The organism is Curtobacterium herbarum (assembly GCF_016907335.1).
Classification (GTDB): domain Bacteria; phylum Actinomycetota; class Actinomycetes; order Actinomycetales; family Microbacteriaceae; genus Curtobacterium; species Curtobacterium herbarum.
Genome location: NZ_JAFBBT010000001.1, coordinates 2,369,713 through 2,395,420 on the forward strand (window position 1 = coordinate 2,369,713; position 25,708 = coordinate 2,395,420).

23 protein-coding genes are annotated in these 25,708 nt (G+C 71.8%); 11 read left to right on the forward strand and 12 right to left on the reverse strand.

The window, feature by feature from the left end; genetic code table 11:
- Nucleotides 1-3: 3 nt before the first annotated feature.
- The 3 genes from JOD51_RS11295 to JOD51_RS11305 form a co-directional block, all read right to left on the reverse strand.
- Complete coding sequence (locus JOD51_RS11295; protein ID WP_204608429.1) at nt 4-627, reverse strand: CE1759 family FMN reductase; 624 nt, start codon at nt 625-627, stop codon at nt 4-6.
- 170 nt (nt 628-797) lie between these two features.
- Nucleotides 798-1,067 carry a 30S ribosomal protein S15 gene (gene rpsO / locus JOD51_RS11300; RefSeq protein ID WP_110904777.1) on the reverse strand — a complete coding sequence of 90 codons (270 nt, stop codon included), beginning with the start codon at nt 1,065-1,067 and terminating at the stop codon, nt 798-800.
- Nucleotides 1,068-1,213: 146 nt separating this feature from the next.
- Entirely contained in the window at nt 1,214-1,666 is a 453-nt protein-coding gene (locus tag JOD51_RS11305) for a VanZ family protein (RefSeq protein ID WP_204608431.1), read from the reverse strand.
- A 120-nt stretch (nt 1,667-1,786) separates the two neighbouring features.
- Here JOD51_RS11305 and JOD51_RS11310 point away from each other — a divergent pair, with 120 nt between their 5' ends.
- Nucleotides 1,787-2,809: a glycoside hydrolase family 6 protein gene (locus tag JOD51_RS11310; protein WP_204608433.1), complete on the forward strand. Its 1,023-nt coding sequence runs from the start codon at nt 1,787-1,789 to the stop codon at nt 2,807-2,809.
- Between the two features lie 134 nt (nt 2,810-2,943).
- On the opposite strand, the gene JOD51_RS11315 is transcribed toward JOD51_RS11310, so the two are convergent.
- The 3 genes from JOD51_RS11315 to JOD51_RS11325 all read right to left on the reverse strand — a co-directional run bounded on the left by JOD51_RS11315 (nt 2,944) and on the right by JOD51_RS11325 (nt 6,500).
- Nucleotides 2,944-5,202, reverse strand: a complete 2,259-nt coding sequence (locus tag JOD51_RS11315; protein ID WP_204608435.1) for a HelD family protein — start codon at nt 5,200-5,202, stop codon at nt 2,944-2,946.
- A gap of 84 nt (nt 5,203-5,286) precedes the next feature.
- Nucleotides 5,287-6,129, reverse strand: coding sequence for an aldo/keto reductase (locus JOD51_RS11320; RefSeq protein WP_204608437.1), 843 nt, complete (start codon nt 6,127-6,129; stop codon nt 5,287-5,289).
- Nucleotides 6,129-6,500 carry an FKBP-type peptidyl-prolyl cis-trans isomerase gene (locus tag JOD51_RS11325; RefSeq protein ID WP_204608450.1) on the reverse strand — a complete coding sequence of 124 codons (372 nt, stop codon included), beginning with the start codon at nt 6,498-6,500 and terminating at the stop codon, nt 6,129-6,131. The genes JOD51_RS11320 and JOD51_RS11325 overlap by 1 nt, the downstream gene beginning before the upstream one ends.
- Nucleotides 6,501-6,569: 69 nt before the next feature.
- Here JOD51_RS11325 and JOD51_RS11330 point away from each other — a divergent pair, with 69 nt between their 5' ends.
- Nucleotides 6,570-7,889: an MFS transporter gene (locus JOD51_RS11330; RefSeq protein ID WP_204608453.1), complete on the forward strand. Its 1,320-nt coding sequence runs from the start codon at nt 6,570-6,572 to the stop codon at nt 7,887-7,889.
- A gap of 22 nt (nt 7,890-7,911) precedes the next feature.
- Complete coding sequence (locus tag JOD51_RS11335) at nt 7,912-8,985, forward strand: YihY/virulence factor BrkB family protein (RefSeq protein ID WP_204608456.1); 1,074 nt, start codon at nt 7,912-7,914, stop codon at nt 8,983-8,985.
- A gap of 105 nt (nt 8,986-9,090) precedes the next feature.
- Here JOD51_RS11335 and JOD51_RS11340 read toward each other — a convergent pair whose 3' ends face one another.
- The 3 genes from JOD51_RS11340 to JOD51_RS11350 form a co-directional block, all read right to left on the reverse strand.
- Nucleotides 9,091-10,602 carry an aspartate ammonia-lyase gene (locus JOD51_RS11340; protein WP_259557900.1) on the reverse strand — a complete coding sequence of 504 codons (1,512 nt, stop codon included), beginning with the start codon at nt 10,600-10,602 and terminating at the stop codon, nt 9,091-9,093.
- A gap of 976 nt (nt 10,603-11,578) precedes the next feature.
- Nucleotides 11,579-11,875, reverse strand: a complete 297-nt coding sequence (locus JOD51_RS11345; RefSeq protein ID WP_204608459.1) for a hypothetical protein — start codon at nt 11,873-11,875, stop codon at nt 11,579-11,581.
- Nucleotides 11,875-13,125, reverse strand: coding sequence for an inorganic phosphate transporter (locus JOD51_RS11350; protein ID WP_204608462.1), 1,251 nt, complete (start codon nt 13,123-13,125; stop codon nt 11,875-11,877). The genes JOD51_RS11345 and JOD51_RS11350 overlap by 1 nt, the downstream gene beginning before the upstream one ends.
- 113 nt (nt 13,126-13,238) lie before the next feature.
- Between JOD51_RS11350 and JOD51_RS11355 the strand changes: the two genes are divergently transcribed.
- The 3 genes from JOD51_RS11355 to JOD51_RS11365 all read left to right on the forward strand — a co-directional run bounded on the left by JOD51_RS11355 (nt 13,239) and on the right by JOD51_RS11365 (nt 16,667).
- On the forward strand, nt 13,239-14,927 hold the full coding sequence (locus tag JOD51_RS11355; protein ID WP_204608465.1) for a cation:proton antiporter: 1,689 nt from the start codon (nt 13,239-13,241) through the stop codon (nt 14,925-14,927).
- A gap of 68 nt (nt 14,928-14,995) precedes the next feature.
- A complete protein-coding gene (locus tag JOD51_RS11360; protein WP_204608468.1) occupies nt 14,996-16,351 on the forward strand; it encodes an ABC transporter permease in 1,356 nt (451 codons plus the stop codon).
- 31 nt (nt 16,352-16,382) lie between these two features.
- Nucleotides 16,383-16,667: a hypothetical protein gene (locus JOD51_RS11365; RefSeq protein ID WP_204608471.1), complete on the forward strand. Its 285-nt coding sequence runs from the start codon at nt 16,383-16,385 to the stop codon at nt 16,665-16,667.
- 41 nt (nt 16,668-16,708) lie between these two features.
- Here JOD51_RS11365 and JOD51_RS11370 read toward each other — a convergent pair whose 3' ends face one another.
- Entirely contained in the window at nt 16,709-17,227 is a 519-nt protein-coding gene (locus JOD51_RS11370; protein WP_204608474.1) for an 8-oxo-dGTP diphosphatase, read from the reverse strand.
- A 65-nt stretch (nt 17,228-17,292) separates the two neighbouring features.
- On the opposite strand from JOD51_RS11370, the gene JOD51_RS11375 reads away from it, so the two are divergent.
- Nucleotides 17,293-17,643, forward strand: coding sequence for a tryptophan synthase subunit alpha (locus tag JOD51_RS11375; protein WP_204608477.1), 351 nt, complete (start codon nt 17,293-17,295; stop codon nt 17,641-17,643).
- A 57-nt stretch (nt 17,644-17,700) separates the two neighbouring features.
- On the forward strand, nt 17,701-18,591 hold the full coding sequence (locus JOD51_RS11380; protein WP_204608480.1) for an aminodeoxychorismate lyase: 891 nt from the start codon (nt 17,701-17,703) through the stop codon (nt 18,589-18,591).
- Between the two features lie 106 nt (nt 18,592-18,697).
- Here the strand turns inward: JOD51_RS11380 and JOD51_RS11385 are convergent, their stop codons facing one another.
- Nucleotides 18,698-19,900: an amidohydrolase gene (locus JOD51_RS11385; RefSeq protein WP_204608483.1), complete on the reverse strand. Its 1,203-nt coding sequence runs from the start codon at nt 19,898-19,900 to the stop codon at nt 18,698-18,700.
- A 118-nt stretch (nt 19,901-20,018) separates the two neighbouring features.
- Between JOD51_RS11385 and JOD51_RS11390 the strand changes: the two genes are divergently transcribed.
- Complete coding sequence (locus JOD51_RS11390) at nt 20,019-21,332, forward strand: Fic family protein (protein WP_204608486.1); 1,314 nt, start codon at nt 20,019-20,021, stop codon at nt 21,330-21,332.
- 27 nt (nt 21,333-21,359) lie between these two features.
- Complete coding sequence (locus JOD51_RS11395; RefSeq protein ID WP_204611147.1) at nt 21,360-23,531, forward strand: S9 family peptidase; 2,172 nt, start codon at nt 21,360-21,362, stop codon at nt 23,529-23,531.
- Between the two features lie 75 nt (nt 23,532-23,606).
- Here JOD51_RS11395 and JOD51_RS11400 read toward each other — a convergent pair whose 3' ends face one another.
- On the reverse strand, nt 23,607-25,121 hold the full coding sequence (locus JOD51_RS11400; protein ID WP_204608494.1) for a CYTH domain-containing protein: 1,515 nt from the start codon (nt 25,119-25,121) through the stop codon (nt 23,607-23,609).
- A gap of 139 nt (nt 25,122-25,260) precedes the next feature.
- Here JOD51_RS11400 and JOD51_RS11405 point away from each other — a divergent pair, with 139 nt between their 5' ends.
- On the forward strand, nt 25,261-25,533 hold the full coding sequence (locus tag JOD51_RS11405) for a mycoredoxin (protein ID WP_111076225.1): 273 nt from the start codon (nt 25,261-25,263) through the stop codon (nt 25,531-25,533).
- Nucleotides 25,534-25,708 lie beyond the last annotated feature (175 nt).

Consider the following 25,708-nt stretch of genomic DNA (forward strand, 5'->3'; position numbering starts at 1 on the left):
CGGCTAGCGCTGCACCCCGCCGAGGAGGGACGCGAAGTCCACGACCTCCGGCAGGGCGTCCGCCTGCTGCGGCTGCCGACGGGAGGCCCGCATCATCCACGCCAGGTCGGCTCCGGCCCGGCGGATGCGTGCGTCGAGCGTGCCCGCGTCGTCACTCCCCCAGTCGTCGGTCGCCGCGAAGACCCCGGTGGGGACGACCGCCGCGCGCAGGTACGCGAAGACCGGACGGATGCCGTGCTCGAGGGCGAGCGAGTGACGCGCGGTACCGCCGGTGGCACCGAGCAGCACGGGCATGTCGGTGAGGGCGTCCTTGTCGAGGACGTCGAGGAACGACTTCGCCAGGCCGCTCATGCCGGCGGTGAAGACCGGGGTGACGAACACCACGGCGTCCGCCTCGACGACCGTCGCCGTGGCAGCAGCGAGGGCCGGGGCGGCGAATCGGGTGAGCATGGCGTCGGTGATCTCGTGCGCCAGCGGGCGGAGGTCGACGTTTCGGAGCTCGACCGGGCCGCCTGCGGTGCCCTCGGCCGACAGGGCCTCGAGGGTCGCGGCGCCGAGCCGGTCGGCGAGCAGGCGGGTCGAGCTGGGCTCGGAGAGACCGGCGGAGACGACGGCGATGGTGGTCATGGGGACTCCCGACTTTCGATGCGTTTGCATGAACAGTAGCAGGAACCCGGACCGACGGGCACGCATTCCCGCGACGCGCGTGCCCGGGAACGGCAGAAGCCCCGTTCCTCTCGACGAGGAACGGGGCTTCCGATCAGCAGGACTGCGCGGTGGCAGTGCTCCGGATCTGACTAGCGGCGCAGGCCGAGACGCTCGATGAGCGTGCGGTAGCGGGCGATGTCGACGTCGGAGAGGTACCCGAGGAGACGGCGGCGCTGACCGACCATGAGGAGCAGACCACGACGCGAGTGGTGGTCGTGCTTGTGCTCCTTGAGGTGCTCGTTCAGGTCGTTGATACGACGCGTCAGAACGGCGACCTGGACCTCGGGGGATCCGGTGTCGCCCGGGTGGGTCGCGTACTCTTCGATGATCTCCTGCTTGATCTTCGCGTCAAGTGCCATGGAGGATCCCCTTTCCTGCTCTGCGTGAGAGCTGTGTCCGTTGCGCGGTGCCCACACCTGATGCGTGAGCGCTCTTGATCCGCGGCCGTTCGACGGCAACCGCACGAGCATACCAGAGCAGGGCCGCGCCGAGGGGCTGCGACCGCTCAGACGGTCCGTGCCCGCAGGGGCCGGCGCCGCCGACGCCGGTCGGGCAACAGGCTCCGCACGAACCCGACGAGCGTCGCGCCGAGCAGGCCGCCCAGGCCGTTCGACAGCACGTCGCGAGGGTCGGCGACGCGGTACGGCAGGTACTCGGCCTGCGCGAACTCGATCCCGACCGACAGCCCGACGGCGATCAGCGCGCCGAGGAACCACCAGCTCCGGGGCAGCCACAGCGCCGCGATCAGTCCGACCGGGACGAACATCGCGACGTTCGCCAGGAACTCGGTGCGGTCGTACGTGAACCAGGCGCCGTGCGGCAGGTGCTGGATCCAGGCGACGGCGTGCAGCACGAGGGAGTTCTCGGCCGAGGTGAACACGTGCGGGGTCAGCGTCATCCGCCAGATCACCCAGGCGTAGCCGCCCGTCAGGGCCAGGAGGAGGAGTTTCCGCAACATCCGCTCAGTCTGGGGCACGGCTGCTGGGCAGGACCCTGGCATCCCATGGCGATGGGATGGGAACATGGCGGCACCAGCGGACGCAGGCCGGGGGCGCCGCGCGACAGGGAGGAACGGCCGATGCCGAGACCGCAACGGACCTCGTCTCCACGCCAGTGGGTGTGGATCGGGATCGTCGGCGCACTCCTCGTGGCCGTCGTCGTGGCGGTGAGCGTGGTGCTGCCGCACGCCGGTGAGCGACCGGTCGCCCATCGCCGGACCGTCGCCGAGGCCTTCCCCGGCGGCATCGCCCGCCAGCCGTCGACGGCGAACCAACCACGCCGGCACGAGACGACCGCGCGGGAGGCGGGTCGGGCCTCCACCGCGGACCGTCTCGCCGTGATCGCCGACCAGCCGATCGCCACCTGGCTGACCAGCGCCTCCGTGCCGGAGACGGTCGCGACCGTGCGGAGCGTCCTGGCGTCCGCACGCGAGCAGCGGAAGACCCCGGTCTTCGTGCTCTACGCCATCCCCCACCGCGACTGCGGCCACTGGTCGCGCGGCGGCACCACCGAGGACGGCTACCTGCCGTGGGTGCACGCCGTCGTCCGGGCGCTCGCCGGCTCGCACGCGGTGGTCCTGGTCGAGCCGGACTCGATCGCGCAGATCGCCGTGTGCGAACGCCTGCGGGACACGCGGCTGCCGCTCCTCCGCAAGGCCGTGACCGCGCTCACCGGGCACGGACTGACCGTGTACCTGGACGGTGGCAACGAGAACCGGGTAGCGGTCCGGACGATGGCCGACTGGCTGCGGCAAGCGGGCGTCGACCGGGTGCAGGGCTTCGCCACGAACGTGTCGAACTTCTACCGCGTCGACCAGGAGCGCGCCTACGCCGACGAGCTGGCCGACGCGATCGGCGGGGATCCGCACTTCGTCATCGACGTCTCGCGGAACGGACGGGGCTGGCTCGGCGACTGGTGCAACCCCGAGGGTGCCGGGCTCGGACAGCTCCCCCACGTCACCCGCGGCACGAGTCGGCTCGACGCGCTGCTCTGGGTGAAGACGCCCGGCCTGAGCGACGGCAGCTGCAACGGCGGGCCGGCGGCCGGACAGTGGTGGGAGTCGTACGCACTCGCCCTCGTCGAGAACCGCAAGCGCGACTGACGCGCGCCCACCGGCCTGGAGGCCCGTCACCGGTCCGCCGGTCGGCCGCCGGTTGGACGGGCCGTGGGCGAGGCTCGTGGCCGAGGTGCGGGACCAGGGCGAGCCGGCCTGACGGACGGGTGTCGGGCCTCCCGTCAGGCGACGTCGATGACCGTCAGGCGGCGGGTGGGGCGGGTCATCGCGACGTAGACCGCCGCAGCCGCGCGGGCCGCGTCGGCCCCGACCCGGTCCGGGTCGACGAGCAGCACGCCGTCGAACTCCAGGCCCTTCGCGTCGGCACCGGTCAGCACCGTCACCGACCCCGGACGCGGTGAGCCGAGCCCGCGGACGTCCGCCTCGGTGCGGGCCAGGCGTTCCCGGACGGCCGTGACGTCGGCCTCGGGCACGATCACGCCGATCGTCCCCGCCCCGATCAGGTCCCGCTCGCTGTCCACCCGGCGGACGACGGTGTCGAGCAGGTCGGCGCGGTCGACGCGCAGCCGCTCGACGGGGTCACCGTCACGGACCGCCTCGTTCGCGGTCACCGTGAGCCCGGCCGCGGCGGCGAACGCCCCGGCGGCCTCGACGATCGAACGCGGCGTGCGGTAGTTGACGGTCAGCTCCTCCAGCCGGGAGTCCAGCGGCACCTGCGGTGCACGACCGCGACGACGGCGGGAGAGCGCCCCACGGACGTCGTCCCAGGTGCGCGCGGCACCGGGCGAGGAACCCTGCGCCATGTCGCCGACGATCGTGAAGGACCGCAGCGGGTTCCGGCGCGCGAGGATCCGCCACTGCATCGGCGAGAGCTCCTGCGCCTCGTCGACCACGATGTGCCCGTAGGTCCACTCGCGGTCCTCGGCGGCGCGCTCGGCCGTGGAGCGGGGATCGCCGGCCTCGGCGAAGGCCCCGGCGACCTGCTCGGCGCTGACGATGCCCTCGACACCCATGTTCTCGATGGCCTGCCGGGCGTTCTCGATGTCGCGGTTCCGGCTCGCCTTCGCCTGCCGCTTCGCCGCACCACCGGTCGGGTCGAACTCGCCGAGGAGCTCGGCTGCCTCGTCGAGGAGCGGGACGTCCTCGACGGTGAAGGCGGCGCCACGCTCGCGGCGGAGCAGTTCCCGGCGCTCGGGGCTCCAGTTCGGGGTCAGCGACGCCAGCCAGTTCGGGCGGGCGTAGAGGTCCTCGAGGAACTTCTCGGCCGGCAGCGGCAGCCACGCGGTGTTCAGCAGGACGCGGGCGTCGTACGAGCTGCGGATGTCCTCGCGCAGGACCTTCTCGTCGGCCTCGTCCACCGCCGTGCCACGCTGTCGCAGCTGATCGGCGAGCAGGCGGGTCATGGCGTCGAGCGCGTTCTTGTTGAACGACACCCGGGCGACGTTGTGCGGTTTGCCGCGGTCCTGGGCGCGGCGCATCGCCTCGGCCACGAGCTGCGGCGGGACGATCAGTCGCTCGCCCTCGACGTCGAGCGTGACCGACTCGGTCGGCACCACCTGGCGCGAGCGGACGGCCCGGCGCAGCAGGTCGGCCATCTCACCGGACCCCTTCACGGCGGCGACGTCCCGCCGGTCGTGGACCGTGGTGTGCAGCCCCGGGTAGAGCGAGCCGAGGGACGCCATCACGACGCCGGTCTCGCCGAGGGACGGCAGCACCTGCTCGATGTAGGTCAGGAACGCCGGCGAGGGGCCGACGACCAGGACCCCGGAGCCCCGGAGGCGCTCACGGTACGAGTAGAGCAGGTACGCGGCACGGTGCAGCGCGACCGCCGTCTTGCCGGTGCCGGGGCCGCCCTGCACGATGAGCACACCCTCGAGCGGGGAGCGGATGATGCGGTCCTGCTCACCCTGGATGGTGGCGACGATGTCGGTCATCCGACCGGTCCGCTCGGCGGTGACTGCCGCGAGCAGCGCGCCCTCGCCCTGCAGGTGGGTGCGCTCGTCGTCGTAGAGGGTGGCGTCGAAGACCTCGTCCTCGACCCCGACGACCGTGCGGCCCTCGAGCGTCAGGTGCCGGCGGGCGCGCATGCCCATCGGGTGCGCCGCGGTGGCCTGGTAGAACGCACTCGCACCGGGGACGCGCCAGTCGAGCAGCAGCGGCCGGTGGTCGGCGTCGCGGAGGCCCACGCGACCGATGTAGCGGAAGGCGTCCTCGTCGGCCGGCGGGTCCTGGACCTCGAGCCGGCCGAAGACCAGCCGGTCGCCGACGCGTTCGAGCGTGGCGACGGTGTCCTCGTAGAGCCGGGCGAAGGCGTCGCGCTCGCTGCGGCTCTGGTGGTTGCCGCCGACGGCCTGTCGGCGGGTCTCGGCGAGTCGCTGGGCGGCCTCGGCCGTTAGTTCGTCGAGTCGGTGGAAGAGACCGTCGACGTAGCCGCGTTCACGGTCGATCTCGGTGGGTTCGGAAACACGCGCTTCGGACACTCGCAACCCTTCGGGACAGGGGGACCAATCGTATCCCCCCGCCCCGGTCGGGCTCGACGCGATCGCCGCTGCGACCGCGCGCGACTACATCTCTTCGTGCGTGTCCGGGTCGCCGTCCCAGAGCCGACCGCGCTCGAGCGCGGAGATGGCCTGGACCTCGTCGTCGGTCAGCGTGAAGCCGAACACGTCGAGGTTCTCGCGCTGCCGGTCCGCGTCGCCCGACTTCGGCACCGGGACGGCGCCGAGCTGGACGTGCCAGCGGAGCACGACCTGGCCGGCCGACACCCCGTGCGCGGCGGCCGCGGCAGTGACGGGTTCCTCGGTGAGGAGCTCGGACTGCTTCGCGAGCGGGCTCCAGCTCTCGGTGACGATGCCGAGCCGCTGGTGCACGGCGCGGAGCTCGGCCTGCGGGAAGTACGGGTGCAGCTCGACCTGGTTGACGGCCGGGGCGACCCCGGTGGCGTCGATGATCCGGTCGAGGTGCTCCGGCGTGAAGTTCGAGACACCGATCGAGCGGACCTTGCCGCTGTCCCGGAGGTCGACGAACGCCTTCCAGGTCTCCACGAACTTGCCGACGGACGGGTTCGGCCAGTGGATCAGGTACAGGTCCAGGTGGTCGAGCCCCAGGTTCGCCAGGGTCTCGTCCACCGAACGGTGCGCCTCGTCGTAGCCGTGGTGGCGTCCCGGCAGCTTCGACGTCACGACGAACTCGTCACGCGGCACGTCGGCGCGGCGGACCGCTTCGCCGACCGCGTCCTCGTTGCCGTAGTTCAGCGCGGTGTCGAGCAGGCGGTACCCGCTCGTGATCGCCGCACCGACGGCGGCGACCCCCTCGTCCCCGTCGAGCGAGTACGTGCCGAGGCCGAGCGCCGGGATCCGGTGCCCGTCGTTCAGCTCGAGGGTCGGGACCTCCGGGACGCCCGCCATCAGCGGACGCCGAGCAGGTCGATGACGAAGATCAGGGTCTTGCCGGACAGGAAGTGTCCGCCACCGGCCGGGCCGTAGGCGAGCTCCGGCGGGACGACGAGCTTGCGACGGCCGCCGACCTTCATGCCGGGGATGCCCTCCTGCCAGCCGCGGACGAGGGCCGCGAGGGGGAAGTCGATCGGTTCGCCACGGCCCCAGGAGCTGTCGAACTCCTCGCCGGACTCGTACTCGACGCCGGCGTAGTGGACCTTGACGGTCGAGCCGGACTCGGCGACGGCGCCGTCACCCTCGACGATGTCGCTGATGACGAGGTCGGTGGGGGCCGGGCCCTCGGGAGCGTCGAACTCGGGCTTGCTGTTCAGGTCAGTCATGCTCGTCAGTCAACCAGAGAACGAAACCGCGCCCCGCAGGCGGCCTCCAGGCCACAGAATGGTTCCACCGTGACACCAGACGCCCCCGCGAAGCCCCGCCGCTCCCTGTTCGCCGACCTCACCCCGCTCCGCCGCTCCCCCGCCTTCGCCCGGCTCTGGATCGGCAGCTCGATCGCCGGCATCGGCACGATGATGACGAGCGTCACCGTCGGGCTCGAGGTGTACGAGATCACCCGCTCGACCTTCATGGTGTCGCTCGTCGGCGTGATCTCCCTGGTGCCGATGATCCTGGCCGGTCTGTACGGCGGGATGCTCGCGGACGCGTTCGACCGCCGCACCGTCGCCCTCGTCTCGGCCGTCCTGGCGTGGGTGTCGACCGCGATGATCGCCGCGCACGCCTGGCTCGGCCTCGACAGCGTCGCCCTGCTCTACGTCCTGGTCACCGTGAACGCCGTCGCCGGCACCGTCATCGGGGCGTCCCGCGCGGCGATCGTGCCGCGCCTGGTCGGCATCGAGCTGCTGCCCGCGGCGAGCGCCCTCAACAGCATCAGCGCCGGCTTCTCGGTGACGGTCGGACCAGCGGTCGGCGGGGTGCTCGTCGCTGCGTTCGGCTTCGCGCCCACCTACACGGTCGACGTGGTGCTGTTCACCGCGGCGTTCCTCGGGGTGATCACGCTGCCCCGGATGGCACCGGAGCACGACGCGCTGCGCCCCGGGCTGTCGTCGCTGATCGAGGGGGCGAAGTTCCTGCGGCACTCCCGGAACATCACGATGACGTTCGTGCTCGACATCATCGCGATGACGTTCGGGCAGCCCCGCGTGCTGTTCCCCGCCATCGGCGCGCTGGTCGTCGGCGGCGGGTCGATCACCGTCGGCGCACTCACCGCGGCGTACGCGATCGGTGCGCTGCTGTCCGGGATCTTCTCCGGGCCGCTCGGTCACGTGCGACGCCAGGGCGAGGCCGTCGGCTGGGCGATCACGGTCTACGGCGGGGCGATCGCCGCGTTCGGTGTCGTCGTCGCCTGCGCGCACCTCCTGGGCGGGCGTCCGTCCGAGACCTTCTCGACCGGCATCCTGCCGGCGCTGGTGCTCTGCGCGCTGTTCCTCGCGGTGGCCGGCGGCGCGGACAACGTGAGCAGCGTGTTCCGCGGGACGATCCTCCAGGCCGCCGCGCCCGACGGCATGCGCGGTCGACTGCAGGGCATCTTCATCGTCGTCGTCACCGGCGGTCCCCGTGTCGGTGACCTGTACGCCGGGCTCGTCGTCGCGGCCGGGTTCGCCTACCCGCCCGTGATCGGCGGCGTCCTCATCATCGCGCTGGTCGCCCTGCTGCTCCGGCTGGTCCCGTCGTTCCGTCGGTACGACGCCCTGCACCCCGACGCGAACTGACGGAGCCGGTACGGTCGATCCCATGTCGGCCAGCCGAGAACGGGACCTGCGCCGCTCGGGTACCCGGGCGGTGGTGCGTCGGACGTACCACTCGGTCATCCGGCACCGGGTCGTCGACTCGGCGGCGTCGCTGACGTTCTTCGCGCTGCTCACGGTGTTCCCGACCGCCCTGACCGTGGTGTCGCTGCTGGCCGTCGTCGACCAGAGCGGCGACAGCGTCGCGGACATCATCGGCATCCTCGGTGTCCTGGTGCGCCCGGACACGGCTCGACACCTCGAGACCCCGCTCCGGCAGCTGCTGACGCTCGACAACCCGTGGCTCGGTGCGACCGTCGGACTCGTCCTGACGCTGTGGTCGCTGTCCGGGTACGCGACCGCGTTCGGCCGGGCGATGAACACCGCCTACGAGGTCGAGGAGGGCCGGCGGATCTGGAAGTTCCGCGGCATGATGCTCCTCGTCACGCTGCTCATCATGGTCGGCGGCGCCGTCGCGATCGTCATCCTGCTCGGCACCCCGATGATCTCCGCCGCGATCGTGCAGCAGGTCGGCTGGCCGTCCTGGGTCGACGAGCTCTGGAACGTCGCGAAGTGGCCGGTGCTCGCCGCGGACCTGGTCGTCATGGTCGCCGTGCTCTACACCGCCACCCCCAACGTGAAGACGCCACAGCTGCGGTGGGTCTCGGCCGGGGCCGCGTTCGCGATCGGCACCTGGGCCATCGCCACGGTCGGCTTCGCGGTCTACGTCGAGACGATCGGCGGCGGCAACCGTGCCTACGGCTGGCTCGGTGGCGCACTGCTGCTGCTCGTGTACCTGTACATCTCGAACTTCGTCCTGGTGGTCGGCGGGGAACTCGACTCCGAGGTGATCCGGATGCGGCAGCTCCTCGCCGGCATCGAGGCCGACGAGACCATCCGGTTGCCGCTCCGCGACGTCACCCGGAACTTCACGCTCGCCCGGTGGCGGGACCAGGACATCGCGGCGGCGGCGCGGGTGCGGGCCGCGGCGGCGGAGCTGCCCGACGACGACGGTCCGCAGGGCGAGGAGCTCCGGCGGGTGGCGGGGCAGGTGCGCGCGGGCGAGCGACCGATGCCCTGACGGACGGGAGGCGCGTGGCGGGGCCGCCACGGGCCTCCAGTCCGTCAGGGGGTCCGGCCGGTTCGCCTGCGGGGCGCGTCAGCCCCGCTGCGGACGCGGGCCGCGTCAGCCCTGCGGCGGACGCGGGGCCGCGTCGCGGGCGCCCTGCTCGAGCATCGCCTCGGTGATCACCGGGATCGCCCCCGTGGCCAGCTCGATGCCGGACAGTCGCGCCGGGCTGAGGACGCGGTGCACCTGGTGCTCGTCCATCAGACCCGCCGCGATCACCAGCGTGGAGATCGGCGTCGAGGTCGTCAGCGCCGTGTGCGCGATCGACGCCGCCGCCGCGTAGCCGATGTACGGCGTCAGTGCGGTGACGACGCCGACGTTCGTGTCGACCTGGGCGGCGAGCTTGGCCTCGTTCGCCTCGATCCCGATGACGCAGTGCTCGCGGAGGGTCGCACAGCCGCGGGCCATCCACTGCAGCGACTGCAGGATCGAGTGCGCGATGATCGGCTCGAACGCGTTCAGCTGGAGCTGGCCGCCCTCGGCCGCCATCGTCACCGTGGTGTCCGCCCCGGCGACGGCGAACGCGATCTGGTTCACGACCTCCGGGATCACCGGGTTCACCTTGCCAGGCATGATCGAGGAGCCCGCCTGCCGGGGCGGCAGCGTGATCTCGCCGAGGCCCGCCTGCGGCCCCGACGCCAGCAGCCGCAGGTCGTTGCAGATCTTCGACAGCTTCGCGGCGCTGCGCTTCACCGTGCCGGACAGGGTCATGAACGAACCGGCGTCACTCGTCGCCTCGATCAGGTCCGGCGCCGTGACGACGTCGATGCCGCTCGCCTCCTGCAGCTGCCGGCGCACCTCGTCGCGGTAGAGCGGGTCGGCGGTGATGCCCGTGCCGATCGCCGTCGCGCCGAGGTTCATCTCCGCCAGCAGCGGCACCACCCGGCGGAGCTGGACGACGTCCTCCTGGATGGTGTGCGCGAAGCCCGTGAACTCCTGGCCGAGGGTCATCGGCACCGCGTCCTGCAGCTGCGTCCGCCCGACCTTCAGGACGTCCGCGAACGCCCGGCCCCGCTCGGCGAACGCGGCGGAGAGTTGCTCCAGCTGGTCGGCCAGGCGGCGCACCCCGTAGATCATCGCGATCTTGATGCTCGTCGGGTACGTGTCGTTCGTCGACTGGCTACGGTTCACGTGGTCGATCGGGTGCAGGTACGCGTAGTCGCCCCGCTCGCGGCCGAGGAGCTCGAGAGCCCGGTTCGCCAGGACCTCGTTCGTGTTCATGTTCGTGCTCGTGCCCGCACCGCCCTGCACCACGTCGACGACGAACTGGTCGCGGAGGGCACCGTCGCGGACCTCCTGCGCGGCACGGTCGATGGCGTCGGCACGCTCGTCGTCGAGGACCCCGATCGCCCGGTTCGCCCGGGCAGCGGCCTGCTTCACCGTCACCAGTGCGGCGACCAGGTCCGGGTACACCGCGATCGGCACGGAGGCGATCGGGAAGTTCTCCATCGCCCGGAGGGTGTTGATGCCCCAGTACGAGTCGACGGGCACCTCCCTCGAGCCCAGGGAATCGGTCTCGGTGCGGGTGGCAGCGCTCGTCACGTGGTGTTCCTCTCCGTCGCGGGTCACGTGTCGAGGGTAGTCCGCGACCGTCCGGCCGGTGCGGGGTGGGGGTGTGGGTACGAGCGGGTGCGGAGCGCGGGCGGGCCTGCGCGGGCCGGGCGGGCCTGCGCGGGCCGGGCGGGTGAGGGTCAGAGGGCGAGCGGGCGGAACACCAGGGGCGCCTCGTCATGCACCACGGGATTCCGCCCACTCGCCTCCTGCGTGACGGGAGGCGCGTCGCCCTGCCGCCACGGGCCTCCCGTCCGCCGGGTGGCGAGCCGGGCGTGCGTCGAGCGGGCGAGAACGCGCGGTGCGGTCCTCACGTGGCCTGGCATTCCGCCCGCTCACCCCGAGGGCGGGCGGGAGGCACGCGACCGGCCCGCCACGCGCCTCCCGTCGCCAGCTGCCGGACGCGCGGTTGGCGAGCGGGCGGAAGCGCGCCGCGCTCGCGCCCGCCGCCCTGGTATTCCGCCCGCTCGCGGCCTCGTGCCAACGTCCGTGGGCTCCGCGCTCCGGCGAGCGGGCGCGAACGCGCGGTGCGGTCCTCACGTGTCCTGGCATTCCGCCCGCTCACGCCCAGGGCGGACGGGAGGCACGCGTCCGTGCCCGCCACGCGCCTCCCGTCACCAGGTGGAGCGCGCGCTCGTGGCGAGCGGGCGCGAACGCGCCGCTCTGGCGCCTGCTGCCCTGGCATTTCGCCCGCTCGCGGCCGCGTGCTCGCCCTCCGCACTCCGCACTCCGCGCTCCGGCGAGCGGGCGCGAACGCGCGGTGCGTCCGCCAGCCACCCTGGCATCTCGCCCACTCGCGCTCAGGGCGGACGGGAGGCACGCGACCACCCCGCCCCGCGCCTCCCGACCGGCAGACGGCGAGCGGGCGCGAAAGCGCGGTGCGTCCGCCAGCCCACCCTGGCATCTCGCCCGCTCGCGCCCGGGCGGGCGGCCCCGCAACGCGGCAGCGGCCGGCCCGAGGGCCGGCCGCTGCCGGAAGGGACGTGCGCGCGTCTCAGTGGAAGGCGGGCACGATCAGGTAGATGCCGTAGAGCACCGCCGCGGCGCAGAGCACGAAGCAGACCACGGCGAGCGCCCGGAGCACCCGGACGGCCCCGGCGGCGGCGTTCGGGTCGGGGAAGCCGGCGGTCGCCGGGCCGATCGTGCCGTCGTCCTTCACGGTGTACTTGCCGGCGCGGGTGTCGGCGGCGCTCCAGAAGCGCAGGCCGACGGAGTACACGGACACGACGAAGCACGCCGAGACGACGGCGACGAGTGCCACGAGCAGGAACGCTGCCCAGTCGATGCCCATCAGCGACGGCCTCCCTTGCGTCCGGCCATGCGACGGAGGGTCCGCTCACGGCTCAGTTCGGCGCGGCGGGCGGCGACGGCCTCGGCACGCTTCTTGCGCTGCAGACCGCGCTGCTCCTTGCGGGTGAGCACGGCGTTGGCGGCGACGTCGATCTCGATGGCCGAGTCGTGCGGCTTGCGGAGCGACCACAGGTACAGGCCGAGGACCACGATCCCGCCGGCGACGGCGTCGATGACCAGTCCGACCACGCCGAAGCGGGCGATGCCGGACGCGACCGCGCCGACCGCGGCGGCTGCCGGCAGGGTGATGAACCAGGCGATGACGATCTTGCCCGCGGTCGACCACTGGATCTTCGACCCCCGGCGACCGAGGCCGGCGCCGATGATCGAGCCGGAGGACACCTGGGTGGTGGAGAGCGCGAAGCCGAGGTGGCTCGAGGCGAGGATCGTCGCGGCGGTCGAGGCCTCGGCGGCGAAGCCCTGCGTGGCCCGGATCTCGGTGATGCCGGACCCGAGGGTGCGGATGATGCGCCAGCCGCCGGTGTAGGTGCCGAGGGCGATCGCGAGCGCACAGGCCACGACGACCCAGAACTGCACGCCCTGGTCCGCCGACTGGGCACCGGACGCGATGAGCGTGAGCGTGATGACGCCCATCGTCTTCTGCGCGTCGTTCGTGCCGTGCGCGAGCGACACCATCGACGACGTGAAGATCTGGCCGATGCGGAAGCCGCCGCGCTCGTTCGGGAACACCGGGCGACGGGTGATCCGGTAGGCGATGCGCGTGGCGAGCAGCGACACCAGGGCCGCGATCACCGGCGACAGGAAGGCGGGGATGATCACCACCGTCAGCAGCGCCGCGTAGTTCACCGAGTCGAAGCCGGCACCGACGATGGCGGCGCCGATGAGGCCACCGAAGAGCGCGTGCGAGGACGACGACGGCAGGCCGCGCAGCCACGTGATCATGTTCCAGACCACCGCGCCGATCAGCCCCGCGAAGATCATCTCCGGACTGATGGCGACGCCACCGGGTCCCTCGTTGATGAGCCCGTGCGAGATCGACGTCGCCACAGCGGTGCTGAGGAACGCCCCGACGAGGTTGAGCACCGCTGCGACGGAGACCGCCACCGTGGGCTTCATGGCGCCGGTCGCGATCGGGGTCGCCATTGCGTTGGCGGTGTCGTGAAAACCGTTTGTGAAGTCGAAGAAGAGGGCCAACGCAATGACCAGGACGACTATGAGCGTGATGTCCACCGCGGGCAAGTGTCCCAGGCGGGAGCACATCGAGCAAGCCGAACGGACACCTGTTGTTCATCTGCCCTTCACGTCTGCTCAGGTCCACACCACCGGGATGGGAAGATGGACCCGTGGACATCGCCGAGTTGCTCATCCTGCTGGTCGGATCGCTCGCCGTCACCGGGTTCGCCCGAGCATGGGGACTCCCCGCACCGCTCCTCGTCACCGCGGTCGCACTCGCCGTGTCGTTCATCCCCGGTCTGCCCCACATCGAGATCGACTCGGAGGTCATCCTCACGGTGGTCCTGCCGCCGCTGCTCTACTCGGCGGCGCTCGACGTGTCGTGGCAGAGCTTCCGCGGGTCCATCAAGCAGATCCGACGCCTCGGCATCTTCCTGGTCATCATCACGGCGCTCGCCGTGGGCCTGGCCGCCTACCTGATCATCCCCGACATGACGTGGCCGGCCGCGATCCTCCTGGGCGCGATCGTGGCACCGCCGGACGCGGTGTCCGCAGCGGCGATCGGCCGCAAGCTCGGCCTGCCCCGCCGGGTGATGACGGTCCTGTCCGGCGAGAGCCTGATCAACGACGCCGCGTCGCTGACGCTGGTCCGCGTGTTCACGCTCATCATCGCCGGCGCGTCGCTGACGGTCTGGCAGGACCTCGGGATCTTCGGGTTGGCGATCGGCGTCGGCCTGGTCGTCGGCGGTGTCCTCGGCGTGGTCGTGCACTGGATCCGGATGCGGATCAACGACCCGGTGGTCGAGACGATCATGAGCATCCTGCTGCCGTTCGTGGCGTACATCCTGGCCGAGGAGCTCTCCGGCTCGGGCGTCATCGCGGTCGTCACGGCGGGCCTGTACATCGGGTACAACTCCCCCAAGGAGGGCTACGCGACCCGACTGCAGGAGCGCCCGCTCTGGACGAGCGTCGATGTGATCCTCGAGGGCTTCGTCTTCGCGCTCATCGGGCTGCAGCTCAACACGGTCGTGCAGGACCTGGTCGAGAGCGAGCGGAGCCTCGGACAGACGCTGACCGCCGCGGCCGTCGTCCTGGTGGTCGTGATCGTGGTCCGCCCGCTCTTCATCTTCGAGTCGTACGCACGCAACCGCCTGCACGGCCGGTTCATCCGTCCGTTGCGGATCCGTGCCTCCCGAGGGCACCGCTCCCTGCGCTGGATCCGTGGCACGGCCGAACCGAAGCTCAACTGGCGGGAACTGACGGTCATCTCGTGGACCGGCATGCGCGGTGTGGTGACGCTGGCGGCCGCGGTCTCGGTCGTCGCGAGCCCGACGAAGATCCCGGCGCAGGACACGATCTTCGTGATCGCCTTCATCGTCACGGTCGGCACCCTGCTGCTGCAGGGGCTGACACTGCCGTTCGTGATCCGCGCACTCAAGGTGCAGGACCCGGGCGAGGACGACATGGACCGCCGCAGCGAGATGCTGCTCAACCAGCGGACGACCGTCGCCGCGATCGAACTGCTCGACAAGCGGCGGCCGGAGTGGGGGTCGCGGTACGGCTCGGACGCGGTCGACTCCGTGGTCTCCCGTCTGAAGGCCCGGCTCGAGCGCCAGGCCGAGACGTTCCGACAGGACGCCGAGGAAGAGGAGACGGAGGACCGCATGGCCCCGATGCGCCTCCGCGGCGCGCAGATCCAGGACATCCGCCGCGAGCTGCTCGACCGTCGGCGCGAGATCGTCCTGGAGGAACGCGAGAAGGGCAACCTCGACGAGGAGGTCATGCGCCGTGTGCTCGTGACCCTCGACGCCGAAGAGCTCGCGATGGACTCGGCGCAGGCCTCCCGCAGTCGTTCCTGATCGGTCCTCACCCTGGTGCTCCGGCGTACCCTGGAACGCCAGACGACAGGACAGGAGCGCACCGCCGAGTGAGCACGCCGCGGAACGAAGCACGCAGGAACAACGACCTCCCGACGCGGAGCGCCGACGACACGGCGCAGGTCGCCGAGGACCGGTCACGCCCGGCACGCCACCCCGGCCGGGAGGCACGCCCCACGCCGCCGCCGAAGCAACACATCGGCCGCTACCGCCGTTGGTACGCCACGCTCCACCCGTCCCTGCAGCTCATCGGGCTCCAGCTGTGGATGCCGCTGTTCTTCATCGTCGGGTTCTGTCTCTGCTACGTCTTCGCCTTCCACGCCCCGCACCCGCACGACGTGCCGATCGGCATCGTCGGCAGTGACCGGAGCCTGGTCGACGCCGTGCAGAAGGCGCTGCCCGGCGAGTACCTGTTCTCCTCCTACGACTCGCTCGCCAGCGCGAAGCACGACGTGCTCGCCGGGACGATCGCGGTCGCATACGACCCGTCGGCGAACGAGATGTTCAAGGCCAGCGCGCACCAGTTCCAGGTCGCGAGCCTGGTCCCCGCCACGCTGAGTGCCGTCCTGACCGGCGCCGGGCTGACCGCTCCCCGGGTGACCGAACTCGCTCCCCTGCCGGCGTACGACGAGTACGGCACGGTCGGCATGTACGTGATGCTCGCGTGGTGCATCGGCGGGTACATGGTCGCGATGTTCATCGGCATCATGGGCGGCCCGCTCCGCCACCGGACCCGCATGACGGTCATCGTCACCGGCGGTCTGGTCATCTCGCTCATCACGAACACCCTGGCCGGTCCGGTCGTCGGTGCGATCCACGGCCACTTCGTGCCGCTCGTCCTCATCGCGTGGGGCTGGATCGTCGCCATCGGCCTGGCGGTGAACGGACTCAGCTACTTCGTCGGCCGGTTCATCGCCGCTCCCGCGATGATCTGCTTCGTCTTCCTGTCGATGCCGTCCTCCGGTGGTGCCTACCCGAAGTGGTTCATGCCGGAGCCCTTCGCGTGGCTCAACAACGTCGTGGTCGGCTCGAGCATGGTCGACATGATCAAGCACCAGCTCTACGGCGTCGGCCCCGGCCCGGAGCGCGGCCTGATCACGATGGCGTGCTACGCCGGCGCCGGCCTCGTCCTGATGTTCCTCGGCAAGAAGTGGTGGGAGCGCCGTCGGATCCGCGCGATCGTCACCGGTCGGACCACGATGTTCCAGGACGCGAACACCGCGAACCGCGAGTTCCTCGGCCGCGAGCGGGACGCCGAGCTCGAGCGGAACGGCCTCATCTCGACCGCCACCGGCACCCTGCAGGTCCTGCGCGACGACGACTGGGAGGACGAACGGGCTGCCGGGGACGTCTTCACGGGCGGACGCGACGGCCTGGAGAACGAGCCGCTGAACCCCCGTCGATGAGCGCCCCGGCGGCGGCTATCCTGGTCGGATCATGACCCGAACCGCCTGGCACCGCCTGCTCATGACGATCGTCGTCGTCTTCCTCGTCATCGCGGCGCTGTCCTACGTCACGAGCATCGTGCTCGCGCCGAGCGGTGGCCGCAGCGTCGCCGGACTCTGGGACGGCTGGGCGATGTTCGCGCTCGTCGCCGCGATCGCGTTCGGCGTCGTCGACTTCTTCGTCCGGCCGCTCGGCGGACAGAGCGGGGACGCGGACGTCATGGCCGAGGCCGAAGCCGCCCGCACCGGCAACACCCCGACGCAGCGCTCACGCTGACGCGATCCGCGATCCGCGATCCGCGGGCAGGCGGTCAGCGGTCAGGCCGGCTCGCCGATCCCCGACCCGGTGAACCCGGCGACGGAGGCGTTGTCCTCCGCGAACACCACCCGGGCGTCGACCTGCCCACCGGCGAGCACCGCGGGCAGCCAGTAGCGCGCGTCGTCCCACATCGCGTCGTACGGCACGGCATCGACCGGCACCCACCGCGGCTCCAGTTCGTCACCGCCCGACGGGTCACCCTGCCAGCGGCGGCAGACGAACACGTCCGAGACCTGGGACCAGGACGGACGGAACGGGAACCGGTAGTCCAACGTGCCACGGGCCTCCAGGTCGGCCGGGTCGACGCGCAGGCCGACCTCTTCCGCCACCTCACGCACGGCGGTCTCGACCGCCGTCTCGGCACCCTCGCGCTTGCCGCCGGGGCCGACCACCCGGCCCGTGCCGAGGCCGCGGCGTTTCTCACCGAGCAGCACCTCCGGCCCGCCAGTGCCGTCCCGCAGCAGGTACACGACGACCACGGCCGGGTGCTGGGACTTGCTCTCGTCGCGCTCGGTCATGTGGTCCAGTGTGGCCGATCCGATGACGTACGCTCGTTCCATGGCAGGCGTGCTGTGGGGGCGTCATGGCTGAGTCTCGCAGGACGGGGCGCAGCCTCGAGGTGCTGCGCGCCGAAGCCGCCGAGGAGATCTCGGTCATCGTCGAACACCGGTGTCGCCAGGGCGACGATCCGTGGGAGTTCATGCACACGCTGCCGAGCGTGGACGAGCAGGTCGTCCTCATCCTGCGGGCCGAGGCGATGGAGATCGACGTCCGCATCGGTCAGCGCAGCGCACAGTGGTCGTCGCACCCCGCGTCGGGGCAGCGCACCGAGCACGGCGAGGAGTACCACCGCCTGCGGCGCATCGCCCTCCAGCACCCGGAACTCACCGAGGCGGTCTGGAAGCTGATGGACGCGCTGCCGGGTGCTCGCTGAGATCCGCGCTCGCTGGAACCCGCGCTCGCTGACACCGGTCTGGGGTTGGATGGGGGCATGACCGACACCGTCCTCGCCGTCCTGAACCAGCCCTCCCGAGCCGCAGCGCCGCACGACCCGGAGGCCGACGCGTTCATCTGGGCGAAGCCGCTCGAGGAGCACATCCAGGTGATGGACCTCGGTCTCACCCGGGGTGACGGCGTCTTCGAGACGATCACGGTGATCGACGGCCGCCCGCAGGCACTCGAGGCACACCTCGCGCGGTTCGGCCGCTCCGCCGCGAAGCTCGACCTGCCCGAGCCGGACCTGGACGCCTGGCGGCAGGCCATCGAGGCGGCCTGCGCGCGGCTCGACCCGGTGCGTGAGGCGTACGCGAAGACCGTCCTGACCCGCGGCGTCGAGGGGCTCGGCCGTCCGACCGGCTGGGTCTACGCCGCGCCGTCCGCCGACCAGACCCGCGACCGCACCGAGGGTATCGGGGTCGTCACGCTCGACCGCGGCTACCGGCACGACGTCGAACGAACCTCGCCGTGGCTGCTGCAGGGGGCGAAGACGCTGTCCTACGCGGTCAACATGGCGGGCCTCCGCGAGGCAGTCCGCCGCGGCGCAGACGACGCCCTGTTCGTCTCGACCGACGGCTACGTCCTCGAGGGCACCCGCGCGAACCTCATCATGTCGGTCGGGGGCCGCTTCGTCACCCCGCGCACCGACATCGGGATCCTCGACGGCACCACCCAGGCCGACGTCTTCCGCTTCGCCGAGCAGGAGGGCATCGAGACCGCCTACGAACTCGTCACCCTCGACGACCTGCGGGCCGCGGACGCTTTGTGGCTGGTCTCGAGCATCCGGCAGGCGGCACCGATCCACACCGTGAACGGCGTGCCGCAGGAGATGGACCTCGGCATGACCGAGCGGATCAACGACTTCCTGCTGTCGCGCCAGGACTGAACGGGCCCGGCCCGACGACGGACGGGAGGCGCGGTGCGGGCCGCACCGCGCCTCCCGTCCGTCGTCTGGTCACGTCTCGGGCCGCGTGGTCACCAGCGCCGCGTGGTCACCAGCGCGGCGTGGTGACGCCCTGCCCGTCGACGTAGGCGAAGACCTGCTTGCCCTCGATCCAGACGCGCTGCGCACGGCTGGTGGCGTCGAGCGGGTCGCCGTCCCAGAGGACGAGGTCGGCGTCGAGCCCCTCGGCGATGCGACCGACGCGGTCCCCGAAGCCGAGGATGTCGGCCGGGGCGGAGGTGATCGCCTCGAGCGCGGTCTGTCGCGGCAGGCCGTCGCGGACCGCCATCGTCGCCTGGGTGACGAGCATGTTGATGGGGACGACGGGTGCGTCGGTGGTGATCGCGACACGGACGCCGGCGGCGGCGATCGTGGTGAGGTTCGGGATGCCGCGGTCGCGCAGCTCGACCTTTGAGCGGCTGGTGAACAGCGGGCCGTAGATCACCGGGATCCCCTTCTCGGCGAGCAGGTCCGCGATCTTGTGGGCCTCGGTGCCGTGGTTGACGACCAGGCGGTAGCCGAACTCCTCGGCGAGACGGACGGCGGTGGCGATGTCGTCGTGGCGGTGGGTGTGCTGGTCCCAGGCGAGTTCGCCGTCGAGGACGCGGACCAGTGCTTCCTTCGTGAGGTCGCGGGTGAACGGTTCGCCCTTCGTGGCCGCTGCGTCGCGGGCCGCACGGTAGTCCTGCGCGGCGACGAAGGCTTCGCGGATGACCTTGGCGACGCCGAGCCGGGTGGACGGGGTCTGCCCCTTCTCGCCGTAGACGCGCTTCGGGTTCTCGCCGAGGGCGCTCTTGATGCTCACCGCGTCCGAGATGAGCTGCTCGTCGATGGTCCGGCCACCCCAGGTCTTGATCGCGACGGTCTGGCCGCCGATCGGGTTGCCGGAGCCGGGCTTCACCACGATGCTCGTGATCCCGCCGGACAGGGCGTCGCGGAAGCCCTCGTCGTCGATGTCGACCGCGTCGATCGCCCGGACGGCGGCCATGTTCGGACCGGTCATCTCGTTCGTGTCGTTGCCTGCCGAGCCGTTCGCCTCTTCGTGGATGCCGACGTGGCCGTGCGCCTCGACGAAGCCGGGCAGGAGCCACGCGCCGGCTGCGTCGACGACCGGCAGGCCGTCGGGCGGCGTGACGTCGGGCCCGACCGCCGTGATGCGACCGTCCTGCACGACGACCGCGCCGCCGTCGAACGCCGCGCCGTCGACGGGGACGACGTGGGCACCGGTGATCACGAACGAGTTGTCAGTCATCCCACAACGGTACCGATGCCGCCGCCGGACGCCATGGTCTTCGTGTACGACATACGGATTCTTCGTGCTGCGCGGCCGGTGGTCGGTACCGTCTCGGGACCCGACGAGCGGAGGCACCATGCACCCTGACGACACCCGGTCCGGCTGGCCGGCGCACCGGACGACGACCCGACCGTGGCGCAGCAGCGGACGGCCACCGCGGGCCGATCGGACGGTCCGCTCGGTCCGGTGTTCCCTGCCGCCACGGATCGCCCACCGGACCTGGACCGCTCCCCCGCGCACCGCACACCTGGTGGCGCGGGCGTCCGAGCGTCTGCGCGACCTCGACCGGCGACTCGGCGACCGGACCGCGACGTTCGACCTGCTGCTCGCCCGGACCGAAGCCGTCTCGTCCTCCCGGATCGAGGACGAGCACGCCACCCTCGACGACTACGCCCGAGCCCTGGTGGGCATCCGCGCGAACGGCAGCGCCACCGCGATGGTCGGCGCGACCGCGGCGCTCCGGGCGATGATCGACGACGCCGGGCGCGGCAGCATCACCGAACGCTCGGTGCTCGACGCGCACGCCGTGCTGATGCGGGACGACCCGGTCGACGGGCCCGTCGCCGGGCGGTGGCGGCAGGTGCAGAACTGGATCGGCGGCGGGGCGTCACCGCGCGACGCAGCGTACGTCCCGCCGCCGGCGGACGACGTCGCCGACGCGATGGACGACCTGTTCGCGTTCCTGGCCCGGGACGACCTCGACCCGGTCGTGCAGGCAGCGATCGCCCATGCCCAGTTCGAGTCGGTGCACCCGTTCACCGACGGCAACGGGCGGATCGGCCGTGCCCTGGTCAACGCGGTCCTCCGTCACCGTGGGCTGACGACCTCGCTCGTGGTCCCCGTGGCGGCGGCCCTCGTCGCGGACCGGGCCGGGTACTTCGCCGAGCTGGTCCGCTACCGGGACGGCCACGTCGAGGGTGTCGTGAGCCTGGTCGCCGCGGCGGTCGGCACCGTGTGCGACGAGGTCGAGTACGCCGCACTCCGGCTGGACGAACTCGAGCAGGACCGTGCGGCGGTGCACAGGACGGGCCACGGGGACCCGGTGACACACGACTCGACGGTGCTGCGGGTCCTGCTCGCGGACCCGGTGCTGACGGAAGCGGCGGTCTCGGCCGCACTGCCGCCGGACCTGCCCTGGACGGACGCGGTGATCGACGACCTGGTCGACGCGGGGGTGCTGCGGCCGGTCACCGAGCGGCGAAGCGACCGGGCGTGGGTGGCGCCGGACGTGCTGGCGGAGCTCGATGGTCTGGCGGAGCGGATCCGAGCGGCGGCGGCGCCGGATGCGGTTGCGGCGGCGGCGGTTGCTGCGCCGGCTCCGGCTCCGGCTGCGGTTGCTGCGCCGGCGCCGGCGTCGGAGTCGGGCCGCGCCCCCATGCCGAGCGCATAGGGTGGGCCGGTGACCAGCGAGCACGACGTGACCACCCCGCCGACCGCCGCCAAGCGGCCCCAGACGCGGACCCACCACGGCATCGACTTCGTCGACGACTACGAGTGGCTGCGCGACAAGGAGTCCCCGGACACCCTCGCGTACCTCGAAGCCGAGAACCGGTACACCGAGGCGCAGACCGAACACCTCGGTGCGCTCCGGGAGCGGCTCTTCGACGAGGTCCGGACCCGTGTGCAGGAGACCGACCTCTCGGTGCCGGTCCGCATGGGCCAGTGGTGGTACTTCACCCGGACCAGCGAGGGCAGCCAGTACGGCGTGCAGTGCCGTGCGCCGATCAGCGGGCCGGACGACTGGACCCCGCCGTCGCTCGAGGCGGACGCCACGGGGTCGGCGAGCGCCGGCACCCTGCCCGGTGAAGAGGTCGTCCTCGACGGCAACGCACTGGCCGAGGGACACGACTTCTTCTCGCTCGGCACCTACGACATCAGCGACGACGGTCGTCGGCTGGTCTACGGCGTCGACGTCGAGGGCGACGAGCGCTACACCCTGACCGTCCGCGACCTCGAGACCGGCCAGGACCTCGGCGACACGATCCCGAACACCGGGGCCGGCGCCACGTTCGACCCCTCGGGCCGGTACGTCTTCTACCCGACCGTGGACGATGCCTGGCGCCCGGACCGGATCTGGCGCCACACCGTCGGCACCTCGGCGGACGCCGACGTCGTGGTGTTCGAGGAGCCGGACGACCGCTACTGGGTCGGCGTCGGCGTGACCCGGTCGTCGCAGTACATCGTCATCGAGCTCGGGTCGAAGATCACCTCCGAGGCACTCGTCCTCGACGCGTCCGACCCGACCGGCGAGTTCCGTGCGGTGTGGCCGCGTCGCGAGGGCGTCGAGTACGAGATCGAGCACGCCATCGTCGGCGGCAGCGACCGCTTCCTGATCCTGCACAACGACGGCGCCGAGAACTTCGAGCTGGTCGACGTCCCCGCGGACGACCCGACGTCCACGTCCGACCGCCGCGTCGTCGTCGCGCACGACACCGAGCGACGCATCGAGTCCGTGGACGCCTTCGCCGGGCACCTCGCGGTCGAGTACCGGTCCGAGGCGCTGCCCCGGATCGCGATCATCCCGATCGAGGGCGACGGCTTCGGTGACGCACACGAGGTCCCCTTCGACGAGACGCTGTTCTCGGCCGGACTCGGCGGCAACCCCGAGTGGGACCAGCCGACCCTCCGGCTCGGGTACACGTCCTTCGTGACCCCGTCCGAGGTCAGCGACCTGGACCTGGCGACCGGCCAGGTCACGGTCCTGAAGCGGCAGCCGGTGCTCGGTGGCTACGACCCGGCCGACTACGTGCAGGAGCGCGACTGGGCAACCGCCTCCGACGGCACACGCATCCCGATCTCCCTCGTCTGGCGTCGCGACGCCGTCGACCCCGCTGTCCCGGCCCCGCTGCAGCTGTACGGCTACGGCTCGTACGAGCACTCCATCGACCCGGGCTTCAGCGTGATGCGTCTGTCGATGCTCGACCGCGGTGTCGTCCTGGCGATCGCCCACGTCCGCGGTGGCGGTGAGCTGGGCCGGCACTGGTACGAGGACGGCAAGACGCTGACGAAGAAGAACACGTTCACCGACTTCGTCGCCGTGGCCGAGCACCTCATCGACACCGGCCGCACGGCACCCGATCGTCTGGTGGCCGAGGGCGGCAGCGCCGGTGGTCTGCTGATGGGTGCCGTCGCGAACCTGGCACCCGAGCGCTTCGCGGGCATCCTGGCCGCGGTGCCGTTCGTCGATGCACTGACGACCATCCTCGACCCGGACCTGCCGCTGACCGTGATCGAGTGGGACGAGTGGGGCGACCCGCTGCACGACCCCGAGGTCTACCGGTACATGAGCGAGTACTCGCCGTACGAGAACGTCCGGTCGGACGTGCAGTACCCGAAGATCCTCGCCGTCACCTCGATCAACGACACCCGCGTGCTCTACGTCGAGCCGGCGAAGTGGACCGCGAAGCTCCGTGAGGTCGGTGCACCGGTGCTCCTGAAGACCGAGATGTCCGCCGGCCACGGTGGCGTCAGCGGTCGGTACGACTCGTGGCGGGAGCGCGCGTCCGAGCTGGCGTGGATGCTCGACGTGCTCGGCCTGGCCGACGTCTCCCCCGCAGCGGCCAGCGCCGACCCGATCGCGGCCGGCTGAAACGCAGCACGAGAAACGCCGACGGCGCGCGCCCTGCTCGGGTGCGCGCCGTCGTCGTTCCGGAGGGATCACCCCTCACACGCGGTTGAGTGCGTGCACCGCCTCGTCGTACGACTCCTCGGCCACGCGGACCCGGTCGCCCGCCAGGACGCCGTACCCGAACGTGCCCTCGCCGGCGCGTTCAGCGATCCCGGCCTGCACGCGCAGCTGCTCGAGGGCGTGCAGGGACCGGACACGTTCGGTGAGCACGTCGGCGGCGGTGCCGATCCGCTTCCACAGTGCGTGCGGGAAGGCGTCGTCGCCGAGGACGTCCATCGCCATCCGGGCGCGCAGGGTGGCGTGCCAGGCGCGCTGGGTCGCCTCACGGTCACCAGCTTCGTCGGCGGGGTCGTCCCCGACGGCTTCCCGGACGAGGTCGCGGATGCGCGGCTTCTCGATCGCCGAGACGTCCTGCGCGACACGCTTCGGGTCGCGGAGTGCCCACGCGGTCGGCTGCGGACGCTCGACGGCGTCGTCGAGGGCGTCGAGCAGTTCGAGGAACGACTCCTCGTGCAAGGAGAGCAGGACCTCGCGGGCGGCGTCGTCGCGGCGCTGGCGGGTGGAGGCCAGGATGCGCTCGCGGGTGACCGAGTCGATGAGCGCTTCCTGCGCCGGGCTGGAGGCATGCGGCAGCCGGTCGACGAGGTACTCGGCGAGTGCCGCGCGTGCGGTGACGGCGGCCAGGGCGTCGGCCGCGGCGGCGGCACGGTCGATCTCGTCGCCGTCGGCGAACGCCGGCCGGTAGGTGCCGAGGACCGCGGCGATGCCGAGTGCGGTCGCAGCCGTCTCGGCGAGGTCGGTCGACGCACCGGACCGGAGTCCGGCCTCCAGGCGGAGCAGCGTGCTGCGCAGTTTCCGCAACCGCTTGGTGAGGGCACGGGCCGCGGTGCCCTTGTGCGGCTTCTCCTCGGTCTGGAGGCGCGGTGCCGGTGCCCCCGCCAGCCCCCGTGCCAGCTTGGACGCGACTGCGGCGGGGCCGGCGCCGACGGCGGCGAACCGGCCGTCCAGGGCGGCGAAGAGCTCGTGTGCGATCTGCGGGTCGACGCCCTCGACGGCTTCGACCTCGACCTCCCGCCAGGTGTTCGGATCGACCGGCGCGTCGTCGTCGAGGCGTTCGGCGACGACCTGGTCGTCGGCGAGTTCGCCGACCTGGTCGCCGTCCTCGTCGAGCAGCCGGGTGACGGTTCGCGTGGTGGTGATGCGGACGACGGGGCGGAGTCCGCGGCCGCGGCGTTCGGTGAAGAGTGCGGCGAGGACCTCGACGGGCACGGTGTCCGGGTCCTCGGTGAGCGGGAAGTGCTGCTCGTGGCGGACGGTGTCGGACTCGGCGCGCTTGATGTGCCAGCCGGCGTCGTGTCCGCCGGTGCGCCGTCGGACGGTGACGTGGGCGGCGACGAGGTCGTACCGCTGGGTGTCCCAGTAGGTGGCGTCGAGCTCGAACGGCTCCTGGGTGTCGGTCTGCATGATCCCGCCGGCGCCGACCAGGTCGGGCAGTGGAGCGTCGGCGGGCAGGTCGTAGGTGCGCTCGATCTCGAGGTGCGTGTCGCTCACACGGTCTTGTCTACCAGGGTGGCGGCTCGGTCCTCGCCACGGGTGCGTCGGCGGAGGGGTGCACCGTGCCCCGTCGCCGTGCCCGGACGCGGAGGCCGTGTCGGACGCACCTCCCGGGAACCGGGGTTACCGTGAGCACATGAGCGAGACGATCACCCGTGACGCGTTCGTGCCCGAGGCCGGCGGCGTCACCATGTTCACGACCACCTGGTGCGGCTACTGCGCCCGCCTGAAGAACCAGATGACCAAGGCGGGCGTGCCCTTCCGCGAGGTCGACATCGAGACCACGCCCGGCACGGCCGAGCTCGTCGCCGAGGTCAACGGCGGAAACCAGACCGTGCCGACGCTGGTCTTCCCCGACGGCAGCACGGCGACGAACCCGTCCCTGGCCGAGGTGCAGTCCCGCGTCTGACCCGGCTCCCGGCGCGAGCCAGACCCGGCGCCCGGCGCGAGCCGGACCCGGCGCCCGGCTCCCAGCTCCCGGCGCGAGCCGGACCCGCACAACAGGAACCCGCTCGAACCACGGGAGACCGTGGTTCGAGCGGGTTCTTGTTGTGCGCAGCCGAACGGCGCCAGCCAGCCGGCCC